Origin of the sequence: Curtobacterium sp. DN_7.5 (genome assembly GCF_022655355.1) — a bacterium.
GTDB lineage: Bacteria > Actinomycetota > Actinomycetes > Actinomycetales > Microbacteriaceae > Curtobacterium > Curtobacterium luteum.
This window is the reverse complement of sequence record NZ_CP093378.1, coordinates 81,553-102,738: the sequence shown is the minus strand read 5'-3', so window position 1 is coordinate 102,738 and position 21,186 is coordinate 81,553. Positions and strand designations below refer to the sequence as shown.

The 21,186-nt window shown below is 73.1% G+C and carries 21 protein-coding genes; 12 read left to right on the top strand and 9 right to left on the bottom strand.

Going from position 1 to position 21,186, the window contains the following annotated elements; translation table 11 throughout:
* Window positions 1–69 precede the first annotated feature (69 nt).
* The 5 genes from MON03_RS00485 to MON03_RS00465 all read left to right on the top strand — a co-directional run bounded on the left by MON03_RS00485 (window position 70) and on the right by MON03_RS00465 (window position 6,677).
* Window positions 70–1,536: an MFS transporter gene (locus MON03_RS00485; protein ID WP_242089839.1), complete on the top strand. Its 1,467-nt coding sequence runs from the start codon at window positions 70–72 to the stop codon at window positions 1,534–1,536.
* Between the two features lie 9 nt (window positions 1,537–1,545).
* On the top strand, window positions 1,546–2,241 hold the full coding sequence (gene nucS / locus MON03_RS00480; RefSeq protein WP_242089837.1) for an endonuclease NucS: 696 nt from the start codon (window positions 1,546–1,548) through the stop codon (window positions 2,239–2,241).
* A 117-nt stretch (window positions 2,242–2,358) separates the two neighbouring features.
* Window positions 2,359–3,015 carry an HAD hydrolase-like protein gene (locus MON03_RS00475; protein WP_175327514.1) on the top strand — a complete coding sequence of 219 codons (657 nt, stop codon included), beginning with the start codon at window positions 2,359–2,361 and terminating at the stop codon, window positions 3,013–3,015.
* The gene (locus MON03_RS00470) at window positions 3,012–4,265 is read left to right on the top strand and encodes an MFS transporter (protein WP_242089835.1); all 1,254 of its coding nucleotides are present in this window, start codon (window positions 3,012–3,014) and stop codon (window positions 4,263–4,265) included. Before MON03_RS00475 ends, MON03_RS00470 begins: the two co-directional genes overlap by 4 nt.
* Window positions 4,266–4,496: 231 nt before the next feature.
* Entirely contained in the window at window positions 4,497–6,677 is a 2,181-nt protein-coding gene (locus tag MON03_RS00465; RefSeq protein ID WP_242089833.1) for a glycosyltransferase family 39 protein, read from the top strand.
* Here MON03_RS00465 and MON03_RS00460 read toward each other — a convergent pair.
* Together MON03_RS00460 and MON03_RS00455 are read right to left on the bottom strand one after the other, a co-directional pair.
* Window positions 6,628–7,461, bottom strand: coding sequence for an SDR family oxidoreductase (locus tag MON03_RS00460; RefSeq protein WP_242089831.1), 834 nt, complete (start codon window positions 7,459–7,461; stop codon window positions 6,628–6,630). The genes MON03_RS00465 and MON03_RS00460 overlap by 50 nt on opposite strands.
* A 148-nt stretch (window positions 7,462–7,609) precedes the next feature.
* On the bottom strand, window positions 7,610–8,251 hold the full coding sequence (locus MON03_RS00455; protein WP_242089829.1) for a nucleoside/nucleotide kinase family protein: 642 nt from the start codon (window positions 8,249–8,251) through the stop codon (window positions 7,610–7,612).
* Window positions 8,252–8,288: 37 nt separating this feature from the next.
* Here MON03_RS00455 and MON03_RS00450 point away from each other — a divergent pair, with 37 nt between their 5' ends.
* Complete coding sequence (locus MON03_RS00450) at window positions 8,289–8,672, top strand: VOC family protein (RefSeq protein WP_242089827.1); 384 nt, start codon at window positions 8,289–8,291, stop codon at window positions 8,670–8,672.
* A gap of 15 nt (window positions 8,673–8,687) precedes the next feature.
* On the opposite strand, the gene MON03_RS00445 is transcribed toward MON03_RS00450, so the two are convergent.
* The 3 genes from MON03_RS00445 to MON03_RS00435 all read right to left on the bottom strand — a co-directional run bounded on the left by MON03_RS00445 (window position 8,688) and on the right by MON03_RS00435 (window position 11,237).
* Window positions 8,688–9,134, bottom strand: a complete 447-nt coding sequence (locus MON03_RS00445; protein WP_022905075.1) for an NUDIX hydrolase — start codon at window positions 9,132–9,134, stop codon at window positions 8,688–8,690.
* Between the two features lie 60 nt (window positions 9,135–9,194).
* Window positions 9,195–9,782, bottom strand: coding sequence for a nucleotidyl transferase family protein (locus MON03_RS00440; protein WP_148286310.1), 588 nt, complete (start codon window positions 9,780–9,782; stop codon window positions 9,195–9,197).
* 138 nt (window positions 9,783–9,920) lie between these two features.
* Window positions 9,921–11,237 (bottom strand): carboxylesterase family protein, encoded by a 1,317-nt coding sequence (locus MON03_RS00435; RefSeq protein WP_242089825.1) that lies wholly within the window; start codon window positions 11,235–11,237, stop codon window positions 9,921–9,923.
* 268 nt (window positions 11,238–11,505) lie between these two features.
* On the opposite strand from MON03_RS00435, the gene MON03_RS00430 reads away from it, so the two are divergent.
* From MON03_RS00430 to MON03_RS00420, 3 genes are all read left to right on the top strand, one after another.
* A complete protein-coding gene (locus tag MON03_RS00430; RefSeq protein ID WP_175327510.1) occupies window positions 11,506–12,321 on the top strand; it encodes a sugar phosphate isomerase/epimerase family protein in 816 nt (271 codons plus the stop codon).
* Window positions 12,318–13,433 (top strand): Gfo/Idh/MocA family protein, encoded by a 1,116-nt coding sequence (locus MON03_RS00425; protein WP_242089823.1) that lies wholly within the window; start codon window positions 12,318–12,320, stop codon window positions 13,431–13,433. The genes MON03_RS00430 and MON03_RS00425 overlap by 4 nt, the downstream gene beginning before the upstream one ends.
* A gap of 226 nt (window positions 13,434–13,659) precedes the next feature.
* Window positions 13,660–14,529, top strand: coding sequence for an alanyl-tRNA editing protein (locus MON03_RS00420; RefSeq protein WP_242089821.1), 870 nt, complete (start codon window positions 13,660–13,662; stop codon window positions 14,527–14,529).
* A gap of 12 nt (window positions 14,530–14,541) precedes the next feature.
* Here MON03_RS00420 and MON03_RS00415 read toward each other — a convergent pair whose 3' ends face one another.
* The 4 genes from MON03_RS00415 to MON03_RS00400 all read right to left on the bottom strand — a co-directional run bounded on the left by MON03_RS00415 (window position 14,542) and on the right by MON03_RS00400 (window position 16,850).
* Window positions 14,542–15,150: a TetR/AcrR family transcriptional regulator gene (locus tag MON03_RS00415; protein ID WP_242089819.1), complete on the bottom strand. Its 609-nt coding sequence runs from the start codon at window positions 15,148–15,150 to the stop codon at window positions 14,542–14,544.
* Between the two features lie 83 nt (window positions 15,151–15,233).
* Window positions 15,234–15,773, bottom strand: coding sequence for a MarR family winged helix-turn-helix transcriptional regulator (locus MON03_RS00410; protein ID WP_242089817.1), 540 nt, complete (start codon window positions 15,771–15,773; stop codon window positions 15,234–15,236).
* 19 nt (window positions 15,774–15,792) lie between these two features.
* On the bottom strand, window positions 15,793–15,975 hold the full coding sequence (locus MON03_RS00405) for a hypothetical protein (RefSeq protein ID WP_031274557.1): 183 nt from the start codon (window positions 15,973–15,975) through the stop codon (window positions 15,793–15,795).
* Between the two features lie 155 nt (window positions 15,976–16,130).
* Entirely contained in the window at window positions 16,131–16,850 is a 720-nt protein-coding gene (locus tag MON03_RS00400; RefSeq protein ID WP_242089815.1) for a type 1 periplasmic-binding domain-containing protein, read from the bottom strand.
* 158 nt (window positions 16,851–17,008) lie between these two features.
* On the opposite strand from MON03_RS00400, the gene MON03_RS00395 reads away from it, so the two are divergent.
* The 3 genes from MON03_RS00395 to MON03_RS00385 all read left to right on the top strand — a co-directional run bounded on the left by MON03_RS00395 (window position 17,009) and on the right by MON03_RS00385 (window position 21,177).
* Complete coding sequence (locus MON03_RS00395) at window positions 17,009–18,268, top strand: HupE/UreJ family protein (RefSeq protein ID WP_242089813.1); 1,260 nt, start codon at window positions 17,009–17,011, stop codon at window positions 18,266–18,268.
* Window positions 18,269–18,418: 150 nt separating this feature from the next.
* A complete protein-coding gene (locus MON03_RS00390) occupies window positions 18,419–20,548 on the top strand; it encodes an Ig-like domain repeat protein (protein WP_022905086.1) in 2,130 nt (709 codons plus the stop codon).
* 188 nt (window positions 20,549–20,736) lie between these two features.
* Complete coding sequence (locus MON03_RS00385; RefSeq protein ID WP_022905087.1) at window positions 20,737–21,177, top strand: Hsp20/alpha crystallin family protein; 441 nt, start codon at window positions 20,737–20,739, stop codon at window positions 21,175–21,177.
* The last annotated feature ends 9 nt before the right edge of the window (window positions 21,178–21,186 follow it).

Below are 21,186 nucleotides of genomic sequence, written 5' to 3'. Positions count from 1 at the left end.
AAAACCGACGCGCAAGACCGACGCGCAGCACCGTCACCGAGAACCGACACGCAGAACCGGAAGAGCAGCATGACGACGACGTCCGCCCGCACCGCCCCGACCACCCGGGGCTGGATCACCGCGGTGTTCGTGGCCTTCACCATGTCGGGCCTCGCGATCGCGACCTGGCTCGGCCGCATCCCGAGCGTCCGCGACTCGCTCGGCGCGAGCACGTTCGAGATGGGGCTGCTCGTGCTCGGGATGGCGGTCGGCTCGATCGGCGGGCTCACCTTCGCCGGACACATCGTCGCCAAGGTCGGTGCCCGGCGCGGGGTGCAGGTCGCCGCGTTCTGCCTGGCCGCGGGGATCGTCTTCGCCGGGTTCGCCGTCACGTTCGGATGGGGTTTCGCCGCGATCTGGGTCGGCCTCGTCGCGTTCGGCTTCGGCAACGGCCTGGTCGACGTCTCGATGAACGTCTCCGGCGCCGCCGCCGAGAAGGCCGGCGGCCGCACGATCATGCCGCTGTTCCACGCCGCGTTCAGCGTCGGGACCCTCGCGGGTGCCGGGATCGGCGCGCTCACCGAGGCCCTCGAGGTCCCGGTCGTCCTGCACTTCGCGGCCCTCGGGGTCGTGACCTGCCTGGTGATGCTCGCGGCCGCCGCCCGCTTCGGCGACGAGCACCGGTACGAGGAGCACGAGAGCACCACGACCAGCCCGACCCCCGTGCAGCTCACCCGCTGGCAGGTGTGGGCACAGCCGTCGACCCTGCTCATCGGCGTCATCGTGCTCGGCATGGCGCTGGCCGAGGGCTCCGCCAACGACTGGCTGCCGCTCGCCATGATCGACGGGCACGGCCTCGACAACGCGGCCGGGTCCGCCGTGCTCACCGTGTTCCTCGCGGCGATGACCGCCGGCCGGATCGCCGGCAGTCCGCTCATCGACCGGTTCGGCCGCGTCCCCGTCCTCCGGGTCAGCGCCGCCGTCGCCGTGGTGGGCCTCGGGTTGCTCATCTTCGTGGACGTCATCCCGATCGCGATCGTCGGCGTCGTGCTGTGGGGACTCGGTGCGAGCCTCGGCTTCCCGATGGGCATGTCGGCCGCGGCGGACGACCCACGCTCGGCCGCGCTCAAGGTCAGCGCCGTCGCGACGATCGGCTACGTGGCGTTCCTCGCCGGACCGCCGCTCATCGGGTTCCTCGGGGAGCACATCGGCCTGCTCGGTGCCCTGCTCGTGGTGTTCGTCTTCATCATCGGCGCCGGGCTCGCGTCGGGCGCAGCCCGCGAGACCGGCGCAGCCGCCGAGACGCTGCGGCGACGACGTGCCCGTGCGGCCGACACCGGCCGTGGTGGCGACCACCCGCAGGACGCGACGACGGACGGCGGGGCCGCACCGCGCCTCCAGGCCGGGTCGACCGACCGCGCCGGCGCCGACACCGCCGCGTCGACCGCCCGCGCCGGCACCGACAGCGCGGGGCCGACCGACCGGGCCGGCACCGACACCGCCGCGTCGACCGACCGGGCCGGCGCCGACACGACCGGGGCACGCACCGACCGTTAGGATCGCCGGGTGCGTCTCGTCATCGCCCGCTGCTCCGTCGACTACGCGGGGCGACTCTCGGCCCACCTCCCCCTCGCCACGCGCCTGCTCATGCTCAAGGCGGACGGCTCGCTGCTCGTGCACTCGGACGGCGGCAGCTACAAGCCGCTGAACTGGATGAGCCCGCCCTGCTCGATCGAGATGGGTGAGCCGAGCCAGGAGCAGGCCGAGGCCGGTATCACGCAGGTGTGGACGGTCACGCAGAAGAAGACGCAGGACAAGCTCGTCGTGAGCCTGTACGACGTGATCGCGGACGAGTCGCACGACCTGGGCGTCGACCCCGGGCTCGTGAAGGACGGCGTCGAGGCACACCTGCAGCAGCTCCTCGCCGAGCAGATCGAGCTCCTCGGCGACGGCCACACCCTCGTCCGCCGCGAGTACATGACCGCCATCGGCCCGGTCGACATCCTCGCGCGGGACGACGCGGGGGCGAGCGTCGCGGTGGAGATGAAGCGCAACGCCAACATCGACGCGGTCGAGCAGCTGACGCGGTACCTCGAGCTCATGAACCGCGACCCGCTGCTCCGCCCGGTGCAGGGCGTGCTGGCCGCGCAGACGGTGGCCCCGCAGGCCCGGACCCTCGCCGAGGACCGCGGGATCCGCGTCCTCGTGCTCGACTACGACGCGATGCGGGGCATCGAGGGCGGGCACACCCGCCTGTTCTGAGGCGGGGGCCGGGCCGGCTGTCGGAACGCGCACGGTCGGGAGGCCCGGGTCGCCTCCGTCCCGCCGGCGCGGCACCCGGACGGGCGCGTCCACGGCCCCGGCTAGGCTGGGCAGGACATGACGCGCCCGTTCACCGCCATCCTCTTCGACCTCGACGGCACCATCAGCGACTCCGCTCCGGGCATCCTCGAGAGCATGACGCACACCTTCACCACGGTGGGCGTCCCCGTGCCGGACCACGCGACGCTCATGTCGTTCGTCGGACCGCCGATCCTCGACACCTTCCACGACGCCATGGGCATGGACACCGCGCAGGCCGAGCACACGCTCGCCGTCTACCGCGAGCACTACCTCTCGCACGGCGCCCTCGACTCGGCGATGTTCCCCGGCATCGACGTCGTGCTGCACACCCTGCACGAGGCCGGCCTGCCGATCTCGACCGCGACGAGCAAGCCCGAGACCCCGGCGACGTACATCCTCGAGCACTACGGCCTGACCGGCGACATCGACATCATCACCGGCGCGAGCGACGACGAGGTCCGGAGCTCGAAGGCCGACGTGGTCGCGGAGGCGCTGCGCCGGCTCGACGCCCGCGGGTTCGACGTCAGCCGTCCGGTGCTCATCGGCGACCGGAAGCACGACGTCGAGGGCGCCGCGGTCCACGGGGTGCCGACGATCTTCGCGGCGTGGGGCTACGGCTCCCCCGCCGAGGCCGAGGGCACCGTCGCGCAGGCGGCCACCCCGCTGGACCTCCTGCCGATCCTGCTGCCGTGACCGCCAGGGGCGCCACGGGCCGGACCGCTCGCCTGCGCGACGCCGCCTGGCTGCTGCCGGCCGCGGTGGTCCTCATCGCACTGAACTTCCGCGGCCCGATCGTCGCGACCGCTCCCGTCATCGGGGACGTCCGCGCCGACCTGGGGCTCACCGCGGGCATCGCGGGGCTCCTCACGACGATCCCGGTGCTGTGCTTCGCCCTCGCCACGCCGCTCGCGAGCTGGGTGATCGCGAAGGCCGACCCCGAACGCGCGGTGTCCCTCTCGCTCGTCGTCGTCCTGGTGGGCACGGTCGTCCGGTCGCTGCCCTCGTCGGCGGCGCTGCTCGTCGGCACCGCGGTGATCGGCATCGGCATCACGATCGGCAACGTCGTCATCCCCGTGGTGATCCGCCGTGACACCGCCCCCGAGCGCGTGGGGCTCGTGACGGGCGTCTACACGTCGGCGCTCAACGTCGGGTCGATGATCACCTCGCTCGGCACCGCGCCGATCGCGGCCGTCTGGGGCTGGCCGGTCGCCATCGCGGTGTGGGGCGTCCTGGCGGTGCTCGCCGGCATCGGCTGGACGTTCACGGTCGGTCCCCGTGCGGCCTGGCGTCGGCCGTCCGTGGTCGAGCCCGTCCCGCACACCGGGCCGATCGACCTCGTGCTCGACACCGACCACGAGCGGAAGGCGACCGCCCCGACGCCGGCGCCAGCCCGCCGCTGGATCACGTGGGGGCTCACCCTGGCGTTCGGCGGGCAGGCGTTCTCGTACTACGCCCTCACCGCCTGGATCCCGACGCTCCTGCACGACGAGATCGGCTTCTCGAAGGAGTCGTCCGGCGCGAGCTCGTCGGTGTTCCAGATCCTCGCCGTCATCGGCGCGCTCGGCGTCCCGGTGCTGGCGGCGCGGTGGCGACCCCGGGCGATCATCGCGCTCGTCGCGTTCTTCTGGTTGGCGATGCCGCTCGGACTCCTGTTCGCGCCGCAGCTGTGGCTCCTCTGGTCAGTGCTCGGCGGCGCAGCGCAGGGCGGCGGCATCACCATCGTGTTCATCGTGATCGTCCGGATCGTGTCGAGCGACGCCGACGCCCGACGGATGTCCGCGTTCGTGCAGGGCGGCGGGTACCTCATCGGGAGCGCGGGACCGCTCGTCGCCGGCACGCTGCACGGGGCCACCGGGGACTGGACGGCACCGTTGCTCGTCGTGCTCGTGGCGGTGCTCGTCCTCGGCGTGGTCGGGTCGATCGCCGCGCGTCGGGTCGACTGACCCCGGGGCGACCGCGCCCACCAGGACCTCCGGCCGCCGCGGGGCAACCGCGAGCAGGTCGGCCGGGGCCTCGCACCTCGGGAACGCCTGAGACCCTGTTCGGTCCTGGCTGCGCGTGTCCTGGACGATGACCGGACGAGCCGCACGTCGGCTCAGCGGAGGTCGTGTGTTCGGGGCGTGCTGGCGGCTCGATCGCGGTGCACCGTCATCCCGGACGGCCAGGGTCCAGGTGTGGACACCGGACGACCGGCCCGCTGGGCCGACCAACACCTCGCAGCGCGGCTGGCACTGCTCCTCGTGCTGCTCGGTGCGACCGTGCTGCTGGGCTGGAACCTCGCCCGCGGCGGCGACGCTCCCTTCTACGCGGCGGCCGCCCGGTCGATGTCCGAGTCGTGGCCCGCGATGCTGTCCGGCGCCTTCGACCCCGGTGCGACGGTGACCCTCGACAAGCTCGCCGGGTTCCTCGTGCCGCAGGCGCTCAGCATCCGGCTGCTCGGGGACTCCACGACGGCGATCGCGCTGCCCGAACTCCTCGAGGGCCTCGTCACGGTGTGGGCCTGCTCGGTCGTCGGGCTCCGGTGGGGCGGGGTCGGCACCGGCCTCGTCGCCGCCCTGGCCGCCGCGACGACGCCGGTCTTCGTCTCGATGTTCGCGCACCCGATGGAGGACGGCATGGTCACGGCCGCCCTCGCCGTCGCCCTGCTCTGCTGGCAGCGGGCCGCGATCACCGGACGGTGGTGGCCGCTCGTCGCCGCCGGGCTCGCGGTGGGCGTCGGGTTCCAGGCGAAGATGCTGCAGGCGTGGTTCGTGCTGCCGGCGCTGCTCCTCGGGACCCTGCTCGCCACCGCCCGCCCGGGTGGTCGGCACTGGGGCGTGTGGTGGCGCCTCGCGCGGACGACGGTGCTCGGCGTCGTGGCCGGCGCCGCGTCGCTCGTGTGGGTGGTCGGGCTGGCGCGGACGCCCGTCGGGGCCCGGCCGTACGTCGACGGCTCCACCGACGACGACCCCTGGGCGATGGTGTTCGGCTACAACGGGCTCGATCGGCTGCACGCCGGCGCCTGGCCCGGGTCCGTGGCGGTGCGCCCGACCACGGCCGCCTCGTCCGCCGGGGACCCGGGGCGGATCACGAAGCTGCTCGAACCGCACCTCGGCTCGCAGGTCTCGTGGATGCTGCCCGCGGCCGTGTTCGCCGTCCTCGTCGGCGTGGTCGTCCTCTGCCTGGGTCGTCGACTCGCCGCCGACGCACTCGGCGGCCTCTTCAGCACCGGCGCCGGCACGACGGCCGGCACCGGCACGACGGCCGGCACCGGCACGACCACCGGCGCGGCCGCTGCCCCCCGCACCGGCGCCGTCACCCTCGTGGTGGTCACCGTCTGGCTGGTCACCGCGGCCGGCGTCCTCTCCGTGACGCGGATCCCGCACACCGCGTACCTCGCCGCCGTCGGGGTGCAGCTCGCCGTCCTCGGCGCGGTCGGGTGGCGGGCCGCTGTCGCCCTCGCGCGGTCGCACGTCGTCTGGGTCCGAGCCGTGCCGGTGGTCCTCGCCGTCGGCCAGGCCTGGTGGTGGCAGTACCTCGCCGAGGGCAGCCAGGCGCCCGCGGTCCTCACCCGCCCGGCGACGACGATCGCGACGGCGACGGTCGTCGCGGCGCTGGTCGCGGTGGTGTTGCCGCCACGCTCGGTGGTGACACGCGGGGCGGACCCGTTCCGTGCCTCCCGGGCGGTCGTCGCGGTCGTCACCGGACTGGCCGTCGTGGCCGGACCGGCCGCCTTCTCGCTGCAGGCGCTCGACGCGGCACGCGACGGCAGCGGTCTCGACGCGTCGGTGGGGCGGCACCGACCGGACACCCCCTTCGCGGTGTCCGCCCCGGAGTGGCGCGGTGGGGAGCCGACGTACTACCCGACCGACGTCCGTCGGCTCGTCGCGGAGGCCGAGCGCCTCGACGCGCACCAGGCCCCCGGCCTGCCGCTCTTCCTCACCGACACCTGGCGCATCTCGTCACTGGTGATCTCCGCGACCGGGCTGCCGGTCCTGACCGACGGCGGCTTCTCGGGGAGGGTGCCGGTCTTCACGGCCCAGGACGTCCGTGAGCGCATCGCACACGGTCTGCACGTGCTCGTCATCCGGGCCGGCAGCGACCGCGACGACCCGGTGCTCCGTGCCGCGCTCGACGGCGGCTGCCGGATGGTCGTCGCACACCGCTCGCCGACGCTCCGCCACCACCACACGGTCCTGCTCGGACGCCGTGCCGGGCGCGTCCCGCCGGTGGCGTGGTCGGTCTGGCGGTGCGGGCTGCCCGGTCCCTCGGTCGGCCGGGTGCTCGTGCACCCCGCCGACGGGCACGGCCCCGTGCAGGTGCTGGTCAGCCCTGCTCGAGGACGTCACGCAAGGAGAGCGGTCGCCGCCCCGTGACCCGTTCGACGTCGTCCGAGACGCGCGCGAGCGCCCCCTCGGCGATCGCCGTGTAGGTGCTGACCCACGCGTCCGCCTGCCAGGGCTCCGGGTCCCACCGCGCCCGTGAGGCGTACGCCTCCTCGACGGTCTCCCGGTGGTACCGCACCGGTGTGCCGCGCACCGCCGAGACCGTCGCCGCAGCCTGGTCGAGCGTGATCGCAGCGGGGCCCGTCAGCTCGTACGTGCGGTCCAGGTGCGCGGACGGTCCGCGCAGCACGGCGGTCGCCACCCGCGCGACGTCGGCCCGGGCGACCGCCGCCATCGCGCCGTCGCCGGCCGGGCCACGGATCACGCCGTCCTCGCCGACGAGGTCCTCCACGAAGTCGAGGTAGAACGAGTCACGGAGGAACGTGTGCGCCATCGAGGTCGCACGGATCGCCTCCTCGGTCGCCCAGTGGTCGCGCCCGAGCGTGAAGGTCGCGTCGGCCGCGGCGCCGATGAACGACGTGTAGACGACGTGCCGGACCCCGGCGGTCGCCGCGGCGCCGACGAACGCGCGGTGCTGCGCGAGGCGGTCCTCGGCCTCCGCTCCGGAGACCATGAGGAGCAGGTCGACGCCGTCGAGCGCGGCGCGGCTCGCCCCGGCGTCGCCGTAGGTCGCGACCGCGACCTCGGCGCCCGGCAACCGCGGGGCGCGGTCCGGGTCGCGGACGAGCATGCGGAACGGCACGCCGTCGGCGGCGAGCGCCCGGGCGACCGCGCCGCCGATGTTGCCGGTGGCCCCGGTGACGGCGATGGTCATGGTCGGTCCTTCCGTCGGGTGCGGACCCGCCTGCCGGGCCGCGTGGTGCGGGTGGTGACGTCCGGACCGTCGCGTCGTCCGGGCGGGACCGCGTGCCGCGTCGCGCCGTGCGGGTGACGACGTCTGCCGGGTCGCGCCGTGCGGGTGGTCACGTCGCGACCGTCCGGGAGGCACGGATCACCGTGGCAGCGACCCTCGCGGCGTTCACGCCGTCCACCTCGAGCGCCCAGGCGCGCGCGGCGTCGTGGTCGCGGCCGTGCCGCATGTGCCGGCCCACCAGGCGGTCGACGCGCACGGCGTCGTCGACGACGCACGCCCAGGTCTCGGTGCACAGCGACGGCAGGTCCGCCCAGGGGGCGTCCTCGTCGAGCAGGTAGTTGCCCTCGGTCACCACGAGACGGGTCCTGCGCGGCACCGGGATGCTGCCCGCGACCGGCTCGTCCACCCGACGGTCGAAGTCGGGTGCCCAGACGACCGGCTCGTCGGCGACCGCGAGGCGACGGACCAGTGCGACGTAGCCGCCCGCGTCGAACGTGTCGATCGCGCCCTTGCGGTCGCGCCGTCCGAGGGCGTCGAGGGCCGCGTTCGCCAGGTGGAAGCCGTCCATCGGGACCTGGACCGCCGTCCCACGTCCGGCGTGGTCGTCCACGGCCGTCACGATGCGCCGGGCGAGGGTCGACTTGCCTGCTCCCGGGGCCCCGGCGATGCCGAGCACCACCCGGTCGGGGCCGGACGCGAGGTCCACGGCGCGCGCGACGGCCTCGTCGACGTTCATCCGGGGCTGGGACACGGTGCCATCCTGGCAGGCCCGGTGGTTCACTGGCCGCATGGTGGATGCGACGACGGCGTTCAGCGGGTTCTCGGTCCGGGACGTGCCGGAGGCCAGGGCGTTCTACGAGGGTGTGCTCGGGGTCCCGGTCACCGAGGAGCACGGCATGCTCTCCCTGCAGGTGGGTGGGACACACGTGCTCGTCTACCCGAAGGGTCCCGCGCACGAGCCGGCGTCGTTCACGGTGCTGAACTTCCCGGTGCCGGACGTCGACGCCGCCGTGGACGAGCTCACCGCCGCGGGCGTGCGGTTCCTGCAGTACGACGGCGTCACCGACGAGCGGGGGGTGAACCGGAACGGCGGACCGCTGATCGCCTGGTTCACGGACCCGTCCGGCAACGTGCTGAGCATCGTGGAGCAGGGGTCCGGCCCGAGCCGGTGAGCCGCCACGTCCCCGTCAGCGGGTGAGCGCGCCCGCCCAGCCGAGCGCGATCGGGACCAGCAGGCCGTGCCGGTGGTGCGGCAGCTCCGCGATCGGGACCCAACGGGCCTCGTCCGTGGAGCCGTCGACCTCGTCGCGGAGCTCCCCGCCGACGATCGTCGCGCGGAAGACGACCTGCACGGCCTTCATCGGCCGACCCCGCGCGCCCGCGTGCATCCGGCGCTCCGGCGGGACGACGTGGTGGCGGACACCGAGCAGGGCGCCGACCCTGGCCTCGAGTCCGGTCTCCTCCCGGACCTCCCGCACGACCGCCTGCTCGACGGTCTCGTCGAACTCGACGCCGCCACCGGGCAGGGTCCAGGTGCCGGACTCCGGGAAGCGCAGTCGCGCGAGGAGCACCCGGTCGCCCTCCGTGACCACGGCGTAGGCCGCGAGTCGGGTGTCGTAGTCGGTGTACTCCATCACCCGACCATGCCAGGAACGCGAGCGCGACCCGCTCAGCCGCGCCGCGCCTTGCGGCCGTCACACCGTCGCGCTCGACCGCCAGCCGACCCGGAGTCGCGCCACCGCACGGTCGAACCCGCCGATGACCTCGGTGTCGTCACGGAGCAGGGCCTGGAGCTGCAGGCCCTCGTACAGCGCGACGAGCTGCTCGGCGGCGTGCCGCGGGGACGTCCCCTCCGGCTCACGACCGGCGACGACGTCGCGGGAGAGGCCGAGGGTGATGTCCTCGAACGAGTGGTCGTACTGCGCACGGAACCAGCCCTCGGCCGGGTGGCCCGGCGTCGACGCCGCGCTGAGGAGGGCGATCCGCAGCCGGACGAGCGACGGTTCGTCCAGCCCGGCCTGCAGGCGCGCTCGGAGGTACGCGACCACGCCGTCCCGTTCGGCCACGCTCCACAGCGCCCGGCGGCTCCCGTTGTTCCAGCGGTCCATCACCGCGACGACGAGGAGGTCCCAGATGGGGTAGGCGCGCCGCACGTCGTCGACGTCGAGGTCGGCCGCCCGGGCGATCTCGACGTGACCGACGCTGTGGAAGTCGCCGGCACGGTAGGCCGCGATCGCACCGGTCACCACACGGGAGCGGAGCTCGGCATCGGAATCGGACATGCCGTCGATTCTGGGGCGGCGGCGGAGCCGGGGCACCGCCCAGTCCGGGGGACGAGGTGGGGCCGGTGCGGTCCCGACCATGCCGGTGCCGGTGCCGGTGCCGGTGCCGGTGCGGTACGCGTAGCGGGCCCGCACCGCTCAGCCCCGGTCGAACGTGATCGTGTCGTCGTCGGGAGCCGTCACGCGACCCGTCCGGGCGAACTCGGCCCACACTGTGCGGATGCGCCGCCCGCGCTCGTCCACCGCCGGCCAGTCGCGCTCGGGCACGAAGGCCGAGCCGGCCCAGGCGGCCCGCCCGCCGAGGAGCATCGGCAGGTCGCTCATGTGCACCGCGCCGGTCGGCCGCGCCGTCGTGCCCCGCAGCAGCCGGTAGGAGGTCGCGTGCCCGCCCGCGGCCCGGTGCCGGTCGCGGAACCGCCGGACGTCACGGCCGTAGACCACCTCGGACAGCGGGCGGACGAGCCACCAGCGCACGAGCGGCCGCAGCACCCGCGTCCGGGAGACGGCGGCGATCGCGGGCACCGACCGGACGAACATCGCCGCCTCGTCGACCGCGGACCCGATGAGCACGTCGACGTCGGGCGCCACCGCACGCCACGCGTCGGCTGCACGGGACTCCGTCGGCAGCGGGTCCTGCCCGTACTGCGTGCCGAACGGCATCCCGCCGCGGAGGCCGAACGGCGCTCCGGCCCGCGTCCCCGCCAGCTGCCGGGCCAGGACGTCCTCGAGCGGGGTCGCCGCGTCGACGGCACCGACGGCTCGGAGCACCGCGCGGCTCATCCGGGCGCGCCGTCGGGAGATGCCGAGCGGTGCGCTCTGGATGATCGCCCGTCGGAAGAGGCCCTCTGCGCCACGGCTGATCATGAGGTGCGCGATCGCGTCCCCGCCCGCGGACTGCCCGAACACGGTGACGGTGTCGGGGTCGCCGCCGAACGACCCGATGTTCGCCCGCACCCACCGCAGCGCTTCGACCAGGTCGAGCAGCCCGAGGTTGGCCGGGACGCGTTCGCCGTCGCCGAGGAAGCCGAGCACCCCGAGGCGGTAGGTCACCGACACGACGACCACGCGCTGCTCCGCCACGAGGTCGTGGGCGTCGTGGATCGGGAGGTCGCCGCCGCCGATGACGTACGAGCCGCCGTGCACCCACACCATGACGGGCAGGCGCTCGTCGGGGTGTGCGTCCGCGGGCAGGGTGATCGTCAGACGCTGGCAGTCCTCGTCGACGGCGAGGTGCTGCATCGGCGGCAGCAGCTCGTCGACGAACGCCGCCGGGGGCTGCGGCGCCACCGGGGCCGGGGTGACCGCGGCGAAGGGCTCTGCGAACGCGGGCGCCGGCAGCGGCCGACGGAACCGTTCGGCGGTCGCGTACGGGATGCCCTGCGCCCGGACGACGTCGCCGTCCACGCGGGCCAGGACGGTGCCGACCGGGGTGTCGAACGCGCGCAGGTCGGGCATGCCGTCCACGCTAGCGGGCCGGGCCCCGGGCGCGGGCCCGGAGCCCGATGACGGGCTGTGCCCCCGGGCGCGGACGGGCCCGGAGCCCGATGACGACCCCGCCGGCGCAGCCTTCCGCGGTGCGAGGAACGCAACACGGCGTCGAAAACTACACAGCGGGTGGTTTCTCCGGTAGCGTCGTCATCGATCTCGCCGTGGAGCATCGCTCCTCGACGGGCTGCGACATCCAGTGCCGCGACACCAGTCAGGACCGAAGGAGCACTCCGCAATGCCCACCACCTCTGTGCAGCTCTACTCGCTGCGCGACGCCATCGCCGAAGACCTCGACACGGCCATCGCCCGGGTCCGCGAGATCGGCTACGAGAACGTCGAGCCGTACGCGTTCGTCGAGCGGGTCGACGACCTCGAGCGGGCACTGCAGGCCAACGGCCTCACGGCGCCCTCCGGTCACGTCGCCGTGATCGACGCCGAGGACACCGCCCCGATCTGGGACGCCGCGAAGCGCCTCGGCATCGAGACCGTCATCGACCCGTTCATCCCGACCGACCGCTGGCAGACCGCCGACGACGTCAAGAAGATCGCGGACCGGGTGAACGAGCTCACCGCCGAAGCCGCCGGGCACGGCCTGAAGTTCGGGTACCACAACCACCAGTGGGAGTTCACGAACAAGGTCGACGGCCGCACGGTCTACGACCACTTCGTCGCGCAGCTCCACCCCGAGACCGTCCTCGAGGTCGACACCTTCTGGGCCACCGTCGGCGGCGCGGACGCTCCGGCAGTGCTCCGCTCGCTCGGCGACCGCGTCGTCGCGATCCACGTCAAGGACGGCAAGGTCGACGGCGACATCCTCACCGCCCTCCCCTCCGCCGAGAGCGCCCTCATCGTCCCGGAAGCGCTCCAGCGGGCGTTCGAGAACCAGAAGCCGGCCGGCCAGGGCGACGTCGACGTCGCGGGCATCCTCGCCGCCGCGCCGCAGGCCATCCGCGTCGTCGAGTTCGACGCCTACGCCGGGGACGTCTTCGAGGGCATCACCGAGTCGCTGCAGTGGCTGCGCGAGAACGACACCGCCGGGGGCGCAGCGTGAGCCGCGTCGGCGTCGGCATCATCGGTGCCGGCAACATCTCCGACCAGTACCTGACGAACCTCACGCAGTTCGCCGACGTCGAGGTCCTGTTCGTCGCGGACCTCATCCAGGAGCGCGCGAAGGCCCAGGCCGAGAAGTACGGCGTCGCTTCGTACGGCACGGTCGAGGAGCTCCTCGCCCGTGACGACGTCTCGATCGTGGTGAACATCACGATCCCGGCCGAGCACGCGAAGGTCGGCCAGCAGATCATCGCCGCCGGCAAGCACACCTGGAGCGAGAAGCCCGTCGCCACGACCGCCGAGGACGCGCAGGACCTGCTCGCCTCCGCCGAGGCCGCCGGCGTCCGCTACGCGACCGCGCCGGACACCGTGCTCGGCGCGGGCATCCAGACCGCGATCCGCGCCATCGCCCGCGGTGACATCGGGACGCCGCTCACCGCGACGACGATGTTCCACGTGCCCGGACCGGACCAGTGGCACCCGGACCCCGAGTTCCTGTACGCCCGGGGCGCCGGTCCGCTGTTCGACATCGGCCCGTACTACGTCACGACGCTGCTGCACGCGTTCGGCTCCGCTTCGCGCGTGCAGGCCGTGTCGTCGAAGTCGCGCGAGACCCGCGTGATCGGTTCGGGTCCCCGCGCCGGCACCGAGTTCCCCGTCGAGGTGCCCACGCACCACGCCGCGCTCATCTCGTTCGCCGACGGCCAGTCCGCGCAGACGACCCTGTCGTTCCAGCACGCCCTGCCCCGCAACGGCTTCGTCGAGATCAACGGCTCCGAGGGCACCATCGTGCTGCCGGACCCGAACGTCTTCGACGGCGACAGCACCCTGTGGACGCTCGGCGAGGACGAGCCGACGACGCTCACGCACACGGGCTCGACCTGGGGCCGTGGCACGGGTGTCGTCGAGCTGGCCCGCGCGATCGCCGAGGGTCGGCCGGAGCGCGCCTCCGGCGCCGTCGCGTCGCACGCGCTCGACGTCATGCTCGGCATCCGCGACGCCGCCGAGTCGGGTCAGCCCGTGGAGATCGCCTCGCGCATCACCAAGCCCGAACCGCTGCCCGAGGACTTCGACCCCTCGGCGGCGGTGCTCGCGGAGGGCGTGACCGCGTAGCCACGCTGCCACCGAGCGGGGTCGGTCCCGACAGGGCCCGGCCCCGCTCGTGCGTCCGGCGACGGTGTCGCCGTCCCGGCCTGGAGGCGCGGCTCGGCTCGGTACCGCGGGCCGCGGTGTCAGCGACGGGCGCCCAGCGAGACCGCGCGTGCGCGTCCCGGCGACGCGCTGGTCCGCGGGAGCGCGACTGGCCGCCCGAGCGGTACGGTGCGGCAGGAGGACGGACATGGCAGCACCGACGATCGACACCGAGGTCACCTACCCCGCCGGGGCGGTCACGAGCGAGGGCACGGTCGTGCACGTCGAGCCGGTCGGCGGCGACCGCTGGGCGGTCTTCCTGGACCGGACGGCAGCTCACCCGGTCGACACCGCCTGGCCGGACCAGCCGGCAGACCGCGTCACGCTCTCGACGCCGGACGCGCAGTACGACGGCGTCGAGGTCCGGGTCGCGGGCGTCCAGGACGGGACGGTCCACGTCGGTGACGACCTCCCGGTGCGCACCGGCACCGAGGGGTGGGTGTTCGCGGTCGCCCACGTCGTGCACGCGGACCCGCCGGCACTCGGGGACCGCGCGACGGTCACGGTCGACCGGGGGTTCCGGACGGCGCTCAGCGTCGCGCACAGCGCCTGCCACCTCGCGGCCCTCGCCCTCGACGCCGTGCTCACGGACCGCTGGTCGAAGCCCGTGCCGGAGGACTCGCTCGGCCGGCCGGCGTTCGACTCCCTCGCGATCGTGCGGTCGTCGATCGGCGAGTACCGCTCCGAGGACGTCTACCGGATCGGGAAGTCGCTCCGGAAGAAGGGCTTCGACCCGGGCGCCTTCGACGACGCCGACGGCATCGCGGACCGCGTGACCGGGCTGCTCCGCGCGTGGACGGCGACCGGGGGTCCGATCCACGTCGTGGCGGAGGACTCCCGGCTGTCCGCTCGTCGGCAGTGGCGGTGCGAGCTGCCCGACGGCGTGGCGGAGATCCCGTGCGGCGGGACGCACCCGGACGCGCTCTCGGACCTCGTCGACCCGACGGTCGCGATCTCGGTGGAGGACGTCCCGGGGGCTCGCGTGGTCACGATGACGACGACGCTCACCCCCCGCTGAGCCGCACCCGGTTCAGTCGACCGGCGGGACGAACCGTTCGAGCAGGCGGAGCACCCGCTCGCCGTCGACCGCGTCGGGGTCGAGCAACCACTGCACCTGCAGACCGTCCGACGCCGCGATGCACAGGCTCGCCAGGTCGACCGCGTCGAGGTCGGGGCGGATGCGGCCCGCAGCCTGGTCCGACGCGATGGACTCGGCGAGCTCGGCCCGGAGACCCGTGAACCGCTCGCGCACGAACTCGCGCGTCGCCGGGTGTCCCTCCTGCACCGCGTCGGCCGAGAGGGTCGTGTACAGCTGCACCAGCCCCGGGACGGCGCGGTTGCGGACCGCGCTGTCACGCATGTCGCCGACCGCGGACTTCACCCGGTCAGGAGCGCCCTGCTCGCGGACCTCGTGCTCGTGGTAGACCGCCAGCAGCAGCTCGTCACGACTCGGGAAGTAGTGCCGGAGGGCGGCGTGCGTGATGCCGAGCGACTCGGCGACCGAGCGGAGGGACGACGCGTCCACGCCCTGCTCGGCGACCATGCGGATCACCTGGTCGAGGATCTGCGCCCGACGCTCGGCACCCTTGCGGTACCCACGGCGCTGCGGGGCCGTGTCGTCGTCCGGCGGGGAGGTCATCCCGCCAACTTACCGCTGGAAGGTTTTCCGCGCGAGCACCCGAGCCCCCGGTCACACGACGACAGGGCCGGTCCGTGGAGCGATCAGGCCTGCCCGGCGGCGACGGTGTACTCGTCGACCGGGGTGGGCATCCCGGCCGTGAGCGCATCCACGATCGACGACAGCGCCCGGGCGACGACCTCGTTGTCGGCGTCGTCGAGGTTGTCGAGCACGCCGACCACGGCCTCGTGGAACCGCGCGTAGGACCCGTCGATCTTCGCCGCCGCCTGCGGGGTCGGACGCAGCACCTGCTGCCGCCGGTCGGTGGGGTGGGCATCGCGCACGAGGTCACCGTTCTCCACCAGACCGTCGACGATCTTCGTGACCGACGCGTTCGACACCGTGAGCATGACCGCGAGGTCCTTCGGCCCCATCGGCCGGGCGTCGCGCTCCGCCTGGAGCAGGTACCGGAGCGCGAGCGACTCGTTCTTGGTCAACCCGCTCTCGATCCGGGCCTGTTCGACCTGCTGCTCCTCGGCGTGCTGCAGCCGCAGGATCGACTCGACGGCGCTCCGTGCGGCGGCGGACCGCGGCTGGCGGGCGTAGAGGTGGTTGTGCTCTCGGCGGACGATGGTCAACGGCATGTGGTCATGCGCTCCTGGGTCAAGCGGTCGGTGCGGTGAAGAAGTCGGCGTACGACGGCTCGGAGCGCGTCGAGAGGAGCGACGGGTCGTTGATGCGGCGCTGCACGAAAGCGTCGATGACCGCCTGGTCCGTGAGGCCCACCCGCGGGTGGCTCCGGCCGACGCTCGCCTGCCGCGGCATCCCCGTGTACGTGCTGTGCATGTCAGACCCGCCTTTCCGTCGATCCCTGCATCCTCGTGGACGTCGTCCTCGTGGACGTTCCGAACTCTTTCACGACGTGAACGATTCGCGCAACGAACTGTTCGCACTTTGGACGTTTCGCGCACTGAACCGTTCGGACGGTTCGCGGGGTCCGGTCAGTCGACCCAGACGACGGTGCCGTTCAGGTCGTGCTGCAGAGCGGCGACCCCCGCGCGCAGTGCCCGCCCAGCACGCTCGGGCGTGAAGGTCGAGGGGTCGTGGTGGCTCGAGGCCCCGAGCCCCTCGCCGCGGAACCCCGCCCCGGTCCAGTCGGCGGCGGTCACGTTCGAGGTGGGCTCGGCGATCTCCGCGCCCAGCACGAGGAACTGCTGGTGGAGCGCGCTCGGCGAGATCGCTGCGACGGGGTCGACCATCGCGTTCCCGACGCTGATGACGAGGTCGGCCCGGTCCGCGACCGCCTGGAGCACGGCGTCCGTCATGCCGTCGGCGGATGCGGGCTGGACGTCGGTCACGGTGACCCCCTCGGCGGCTGCCCAGCTCCGGACCGCCGATGCGAGCGTCGCGGTCTGGGCATCGTCACCCGCGCCGTACTCCCCCGGCGACAGCAGCACGACGTCGTAGTCGGCCGGCGGGTGGGTGCCGTCCCAGGAGCCGGGGGCCGGACTGATCGTCGCCTCGGGCGACGGGGGACTGCTCGGGTCGACGAAGCCGGCGCCGAGCGTGCCGGCGGCGTCCGACGACGAGGACCGGGTGGTCGGGACCCCTCCGGCCTCCCCGCTCGGACCGGACGAGCACGCCGTCAGCAGGAGCGCGCCCGCGACGGTCACGGCGAGCGCACACGCGAGCACGGGCGTCCGGGAGCGGATGCGGTTCACGGTGGGGCCTCCGGGCATGACGGGGCGAGCAGGGCCGGACCATGGAACCACGACGCGCGGCACCTGCGGGAGGCGTGGGCGCGCTGATCCGCGGTCGGTCGGCAACCGGTCGCCGACTGTTCACCTGCCGGTTGCCTCGACCGGAGATCGTCTGCCCGGTGACCCCCGGAACCACCCGCTCCCCGCACCGCACCCCGATCCTCCGACACCGGATCGTGGCCGCGGTGCTGCTCGCCGTCGTCGCCGTCGTCGGCCTCCTCGCCCTCGGCGGCCCGGCGTCGGCGCACGGCTTCAGCTCGGTCGTCTACGCGCACGTCGACTCGAGGGATGCGGGGACCGTGCGCGCGCGGCTCGGCCTCGAGTACGACCTCATGCTCGTGTCCGTGGGGACGAGCGAGCACGACGACCCGTTCTACCGGGCGGGCCAGGCCGCGTGGGACGACGGGGACTTCCCCGGGATGCGGAAGACCGCCGAGGCCCACCTCGAGTCACTCGGCGCGTACGTCCTCGACCGGTTCACCGTGACCTCCGGCGGCCGGGCGTGCGTGGGCGAACTGGAGCCGACGGTCACGGTCGACATGCAGGACGAGGTCCCGTACGCCGAGGTGACGGCGGACTTCACCTGCCCCGACCCCGGTCGCACCGACTCGGGGCACGTGGTGTCCTCGACGCTCTTCCCGGACCACGAGTCGTTCGTCACCGGCACGAAGACGATCGTCACGTACGACGTCGACGGCAAGCAGGGCTCCGCCACACTGGCCACGGACAGCCCGTCGTTCTCCACCGAGCAGTCCGCCGGGCAGCGGTTCTGGGAGTTCTTCACCCTCGGCGCCGAGCACCTGCTCACCGGCATCGACCACATCCTGTTCCTGGTGGCGTTGATCGCCGGGTCCCGGCGACTCCGGGAGGTCGTCTACACGGCCTCGGCGTTCACCGTCGCGCACTCGATCACGTTCATCCTCGCCGCCCTCGGGGTGGTGAGCCCGCCGTCGATCGTCGTCGAGCCACTCATCGCGCTCTCGATCGCCGCGGTCGCCGGCTGGTACCTCTGGCGCCTCTGGCGTCGCCGTTCCCGCGCGGACGAGCTCGCCGTCGGCACCGAGGGCCGGTTCGCCCTCGACCGCTCGGGCTGGTCCCGGCTCGCGGTGGTGTTCGCGTTCGGGCTCGTCCACGGGCTCGGGTTCGCCGGGGCGCTCGGCATCCACGAGGCGTTCTCGTGGCAGCTCCTGGTGTCGCTCCTCATCTTCAACGTCGGGATCGAAGCGGTGCAGCTCGCGATCATCGCGATCGTGTTCCCGCCGCTCGCGCTGCTGCGTCGCCGAGCCCACATCGCGTCCCTCTGGGTCACCGGGGCGATCACGGCCGGCGTCTTCGTCATGGGCATGATCTGGTTCGTGCAGCGCCTCGCCGCCGGCTGAGGCAGCGGCAGCCTCAGCGCCGTCGTCGCGACCCTGTGACGGTCCTCAGCAAACCGGGTCTGTCCGTACACACAGCGTTCACCGAGGGGTTCCACGGCGCGCCCAGAGTCTCCCGTGCACGTTCCTCTCGTTCCTGAACGGATCACGATCATGAGTCTCCTGTCCAGCACGCCCGCACGGCGTCGCACGACCCTCCGCCTCGGCGGGGCCGTCCTGGGTGCCGCGCTCGTCGCCGGCGCGGCCTTCACGGGCACCGGTACGGCGACGGCTGCGCCGACGACCCCGACCACGAACATCTCGACCGGCGGCCCCATCCACGTCCTGCTGGGCGTCGGCGCCACCGAGAGCCAGCGCATCGCCTCCTGGTACTTCCCGACCAACGTCGACCAGTCGCTCGAGATCGAGAAGACCGCCGACCTGGCGGACGGCGCCTTCACCAGCGCCAAGAAGACCATCGCCGCCTCGAAGGCCGCCAACACCGCGGCCGACACGAGCACCACCGACTCCGACACCAAGAGCATCGCCGGCATCGCCGCGGAGTCCGGCTACATCAACGCGCACGCGACGATCAGCGACCTCGAGCCGAACACGAGCTACACGTACCACGTGGGTGCGGCGGACGGCTCGGCGTGGTCGTCGACGTACACCTTCACGACGAAGCGCTTCAGCGGCGACTTCGACTTCCTGTTCTTCGGCGACCCGCAGATCGGTTCGTCGGGCTTCGTCGACGACGACGGCGCGGGTTGGGCGGACACGCTCGAGTACGCGACCCGGAACGACCCCGCGGCCGAGCTCCTCGTCTCCGGCGGCGACCAGGTCGAGCACGCCAACAACGAGTACGAGTGGGGCGCGTTCGCCGACAGCAGCGACGTGCTCAAGCAGTACCCGTGGGCCTCGACGATCGGCAACCACGACGTCGGCGGCAAGGCGTACGAGCAGCACAACCAGGTCCCGAACTCGCTCAAGGTCCCGGACTTCTACCCGGGCGGCAACAGCACCGCGAACTCGGGCGGTGACTACTGGTACACCTACAAGGGCGTCCTGTTCATCGACATCAACTCGAACGCCTACGCCGGTGGCTCGGACGCGGCACACGTGTCGTACGTCCGCGACGTCATCAACCGCTACGGCGACGACGCGAAGTGGACCGCGCTGGTCTACCACCACTCGATCTACTCGCCCGCCGACCACGCGAACGACGCCGACAACCAGCAGCGACGGTTCGACTTCACGCGGGCGTTCTCGGACCTCGGCGTCGACATCGTCCTGCAGGGCCACGACCACTCGTACTCCCGCAGCTACGCGATCAAGAACGGCAAGAAGGCCAACCCTGACGAGCAGCCGGCGGCCCCCGAGGTCTTCTCCGGCCCCGGCGGCGTGATCTACATCACCGCCAACTCGGCATCCGGCTCGAAGTACTACGACCTGACCGCTCCGGACGCCACCAAGGGCGGCTACGGTGCGGACCCGCTCGACCCGACCGGCAAGCGCCACTGGGCCAACTCGGTCGAGAACCAGGAGCACGTGCGGACGTACGTCAAGGTCTCGGTGACGGACGACGCACTCGACGTGCACGACATCCGCGCCGGAGACTGCTCCGCGCCGAACGCCGCCGTGACCCACGGCAAGGTGTCCGACTGCGGTGTCACGCTCCAGCCGACGGCCTCGGCCGACCCGGCCCCGATCGGGTCGACCGTCGACCGCTTCCAGCTCGACGCGGCCCTGCCGGCCACGACCACGAAGCTCTCGGTCTCGGCCCCGGAGCAGACCCTCGGCACCGCGAAGCCCGCCACGGTCACCGCGACCGTCGACGGCGGCATCGGCACCCAGGTCGGGACGGTGACCTTCTCGGACGGCGGCACGGCACTCGGGACGGTCGACCTGGAGGCGGGCTCGGCGACGCTGACCCTGCCGGCCTCGCTGGCACTGGGCGAGCACGCGCTCTCCGCCACGTTCACGAGCACCTCGGCGTTCGCCGGGGCCTCCTCCGCCACGACCAGCGCGACCGCGTTCGAGGTCGCCAAGACCCCGTCGCGGACGGCCGTGAAGTACAGCGCCGGCAAGGCGACGGTGCAGGTCAAGGCGACCGGGGTCACGGTGAACGGCACCGCTCGGATCTACCAGGGCTCGAAGCGCCTGGCGACGGTCACGGTGAAGTCCGGCACGGTGACGGTGGCGCTGCCGCTGCAGAAGGGCACGCACACGCTGCACGCCGTCTTCGCCGGGACCGACCAGCTCACGACCAGCACGAGCCCGAACGTCACGGTCGTCGTCAAGTAGACCCGACCCCCGCACGACCGGAGGCCCCGCGACAGCCGTCGCGGGGCCTTCCGCATCCGCTGTCGCTCTCCGCCGGACTCCCAGCTGACACTGAGCGATCTGTTGGCACTCTCTGGGTTCGAGTGCTAGAACAGAAGCAGTTGAGTCGAGGGGACTCAACACAGAACACCACGAAGGAGTTGACGACGATGACGATGAACTTCGACCCGTTCCGCGAGCTCGACCGCCTCGCCGGCTCCCTGCTCGGGAGCGCCGGCGGGCCGCGTTCGATGCCGATGGACCTGTACCGCACCGGGGACCACTTCGTCCTCGACGTCGACCTGCCCGGCATCGACCCGGGCAGCGTCGACGTCGACGTGGACGGCTCGGTCCTCACCATCCGTGCCGAGCGCACCCTCGGCGCTCCCGAGGGCTCGCAGTGGATCACACGCGAGCGGCAGCCCGGCACGTTCGTCCGGCAGCTGACGCTCGGCGACCACCTCGACGCCGGCCGCATCACCGCCGCGTACGACAACGGCGTGCTGAGCATCACCATCCCGGTGAAGGAGTCCGCGAAGCCGCGCAAGATCGACGTCGCGGTCGGCACCGGCTCGCAGCAGCTCGCCGTCGCCGGCGGCACCTCCGAGTAGGCCCGGGGG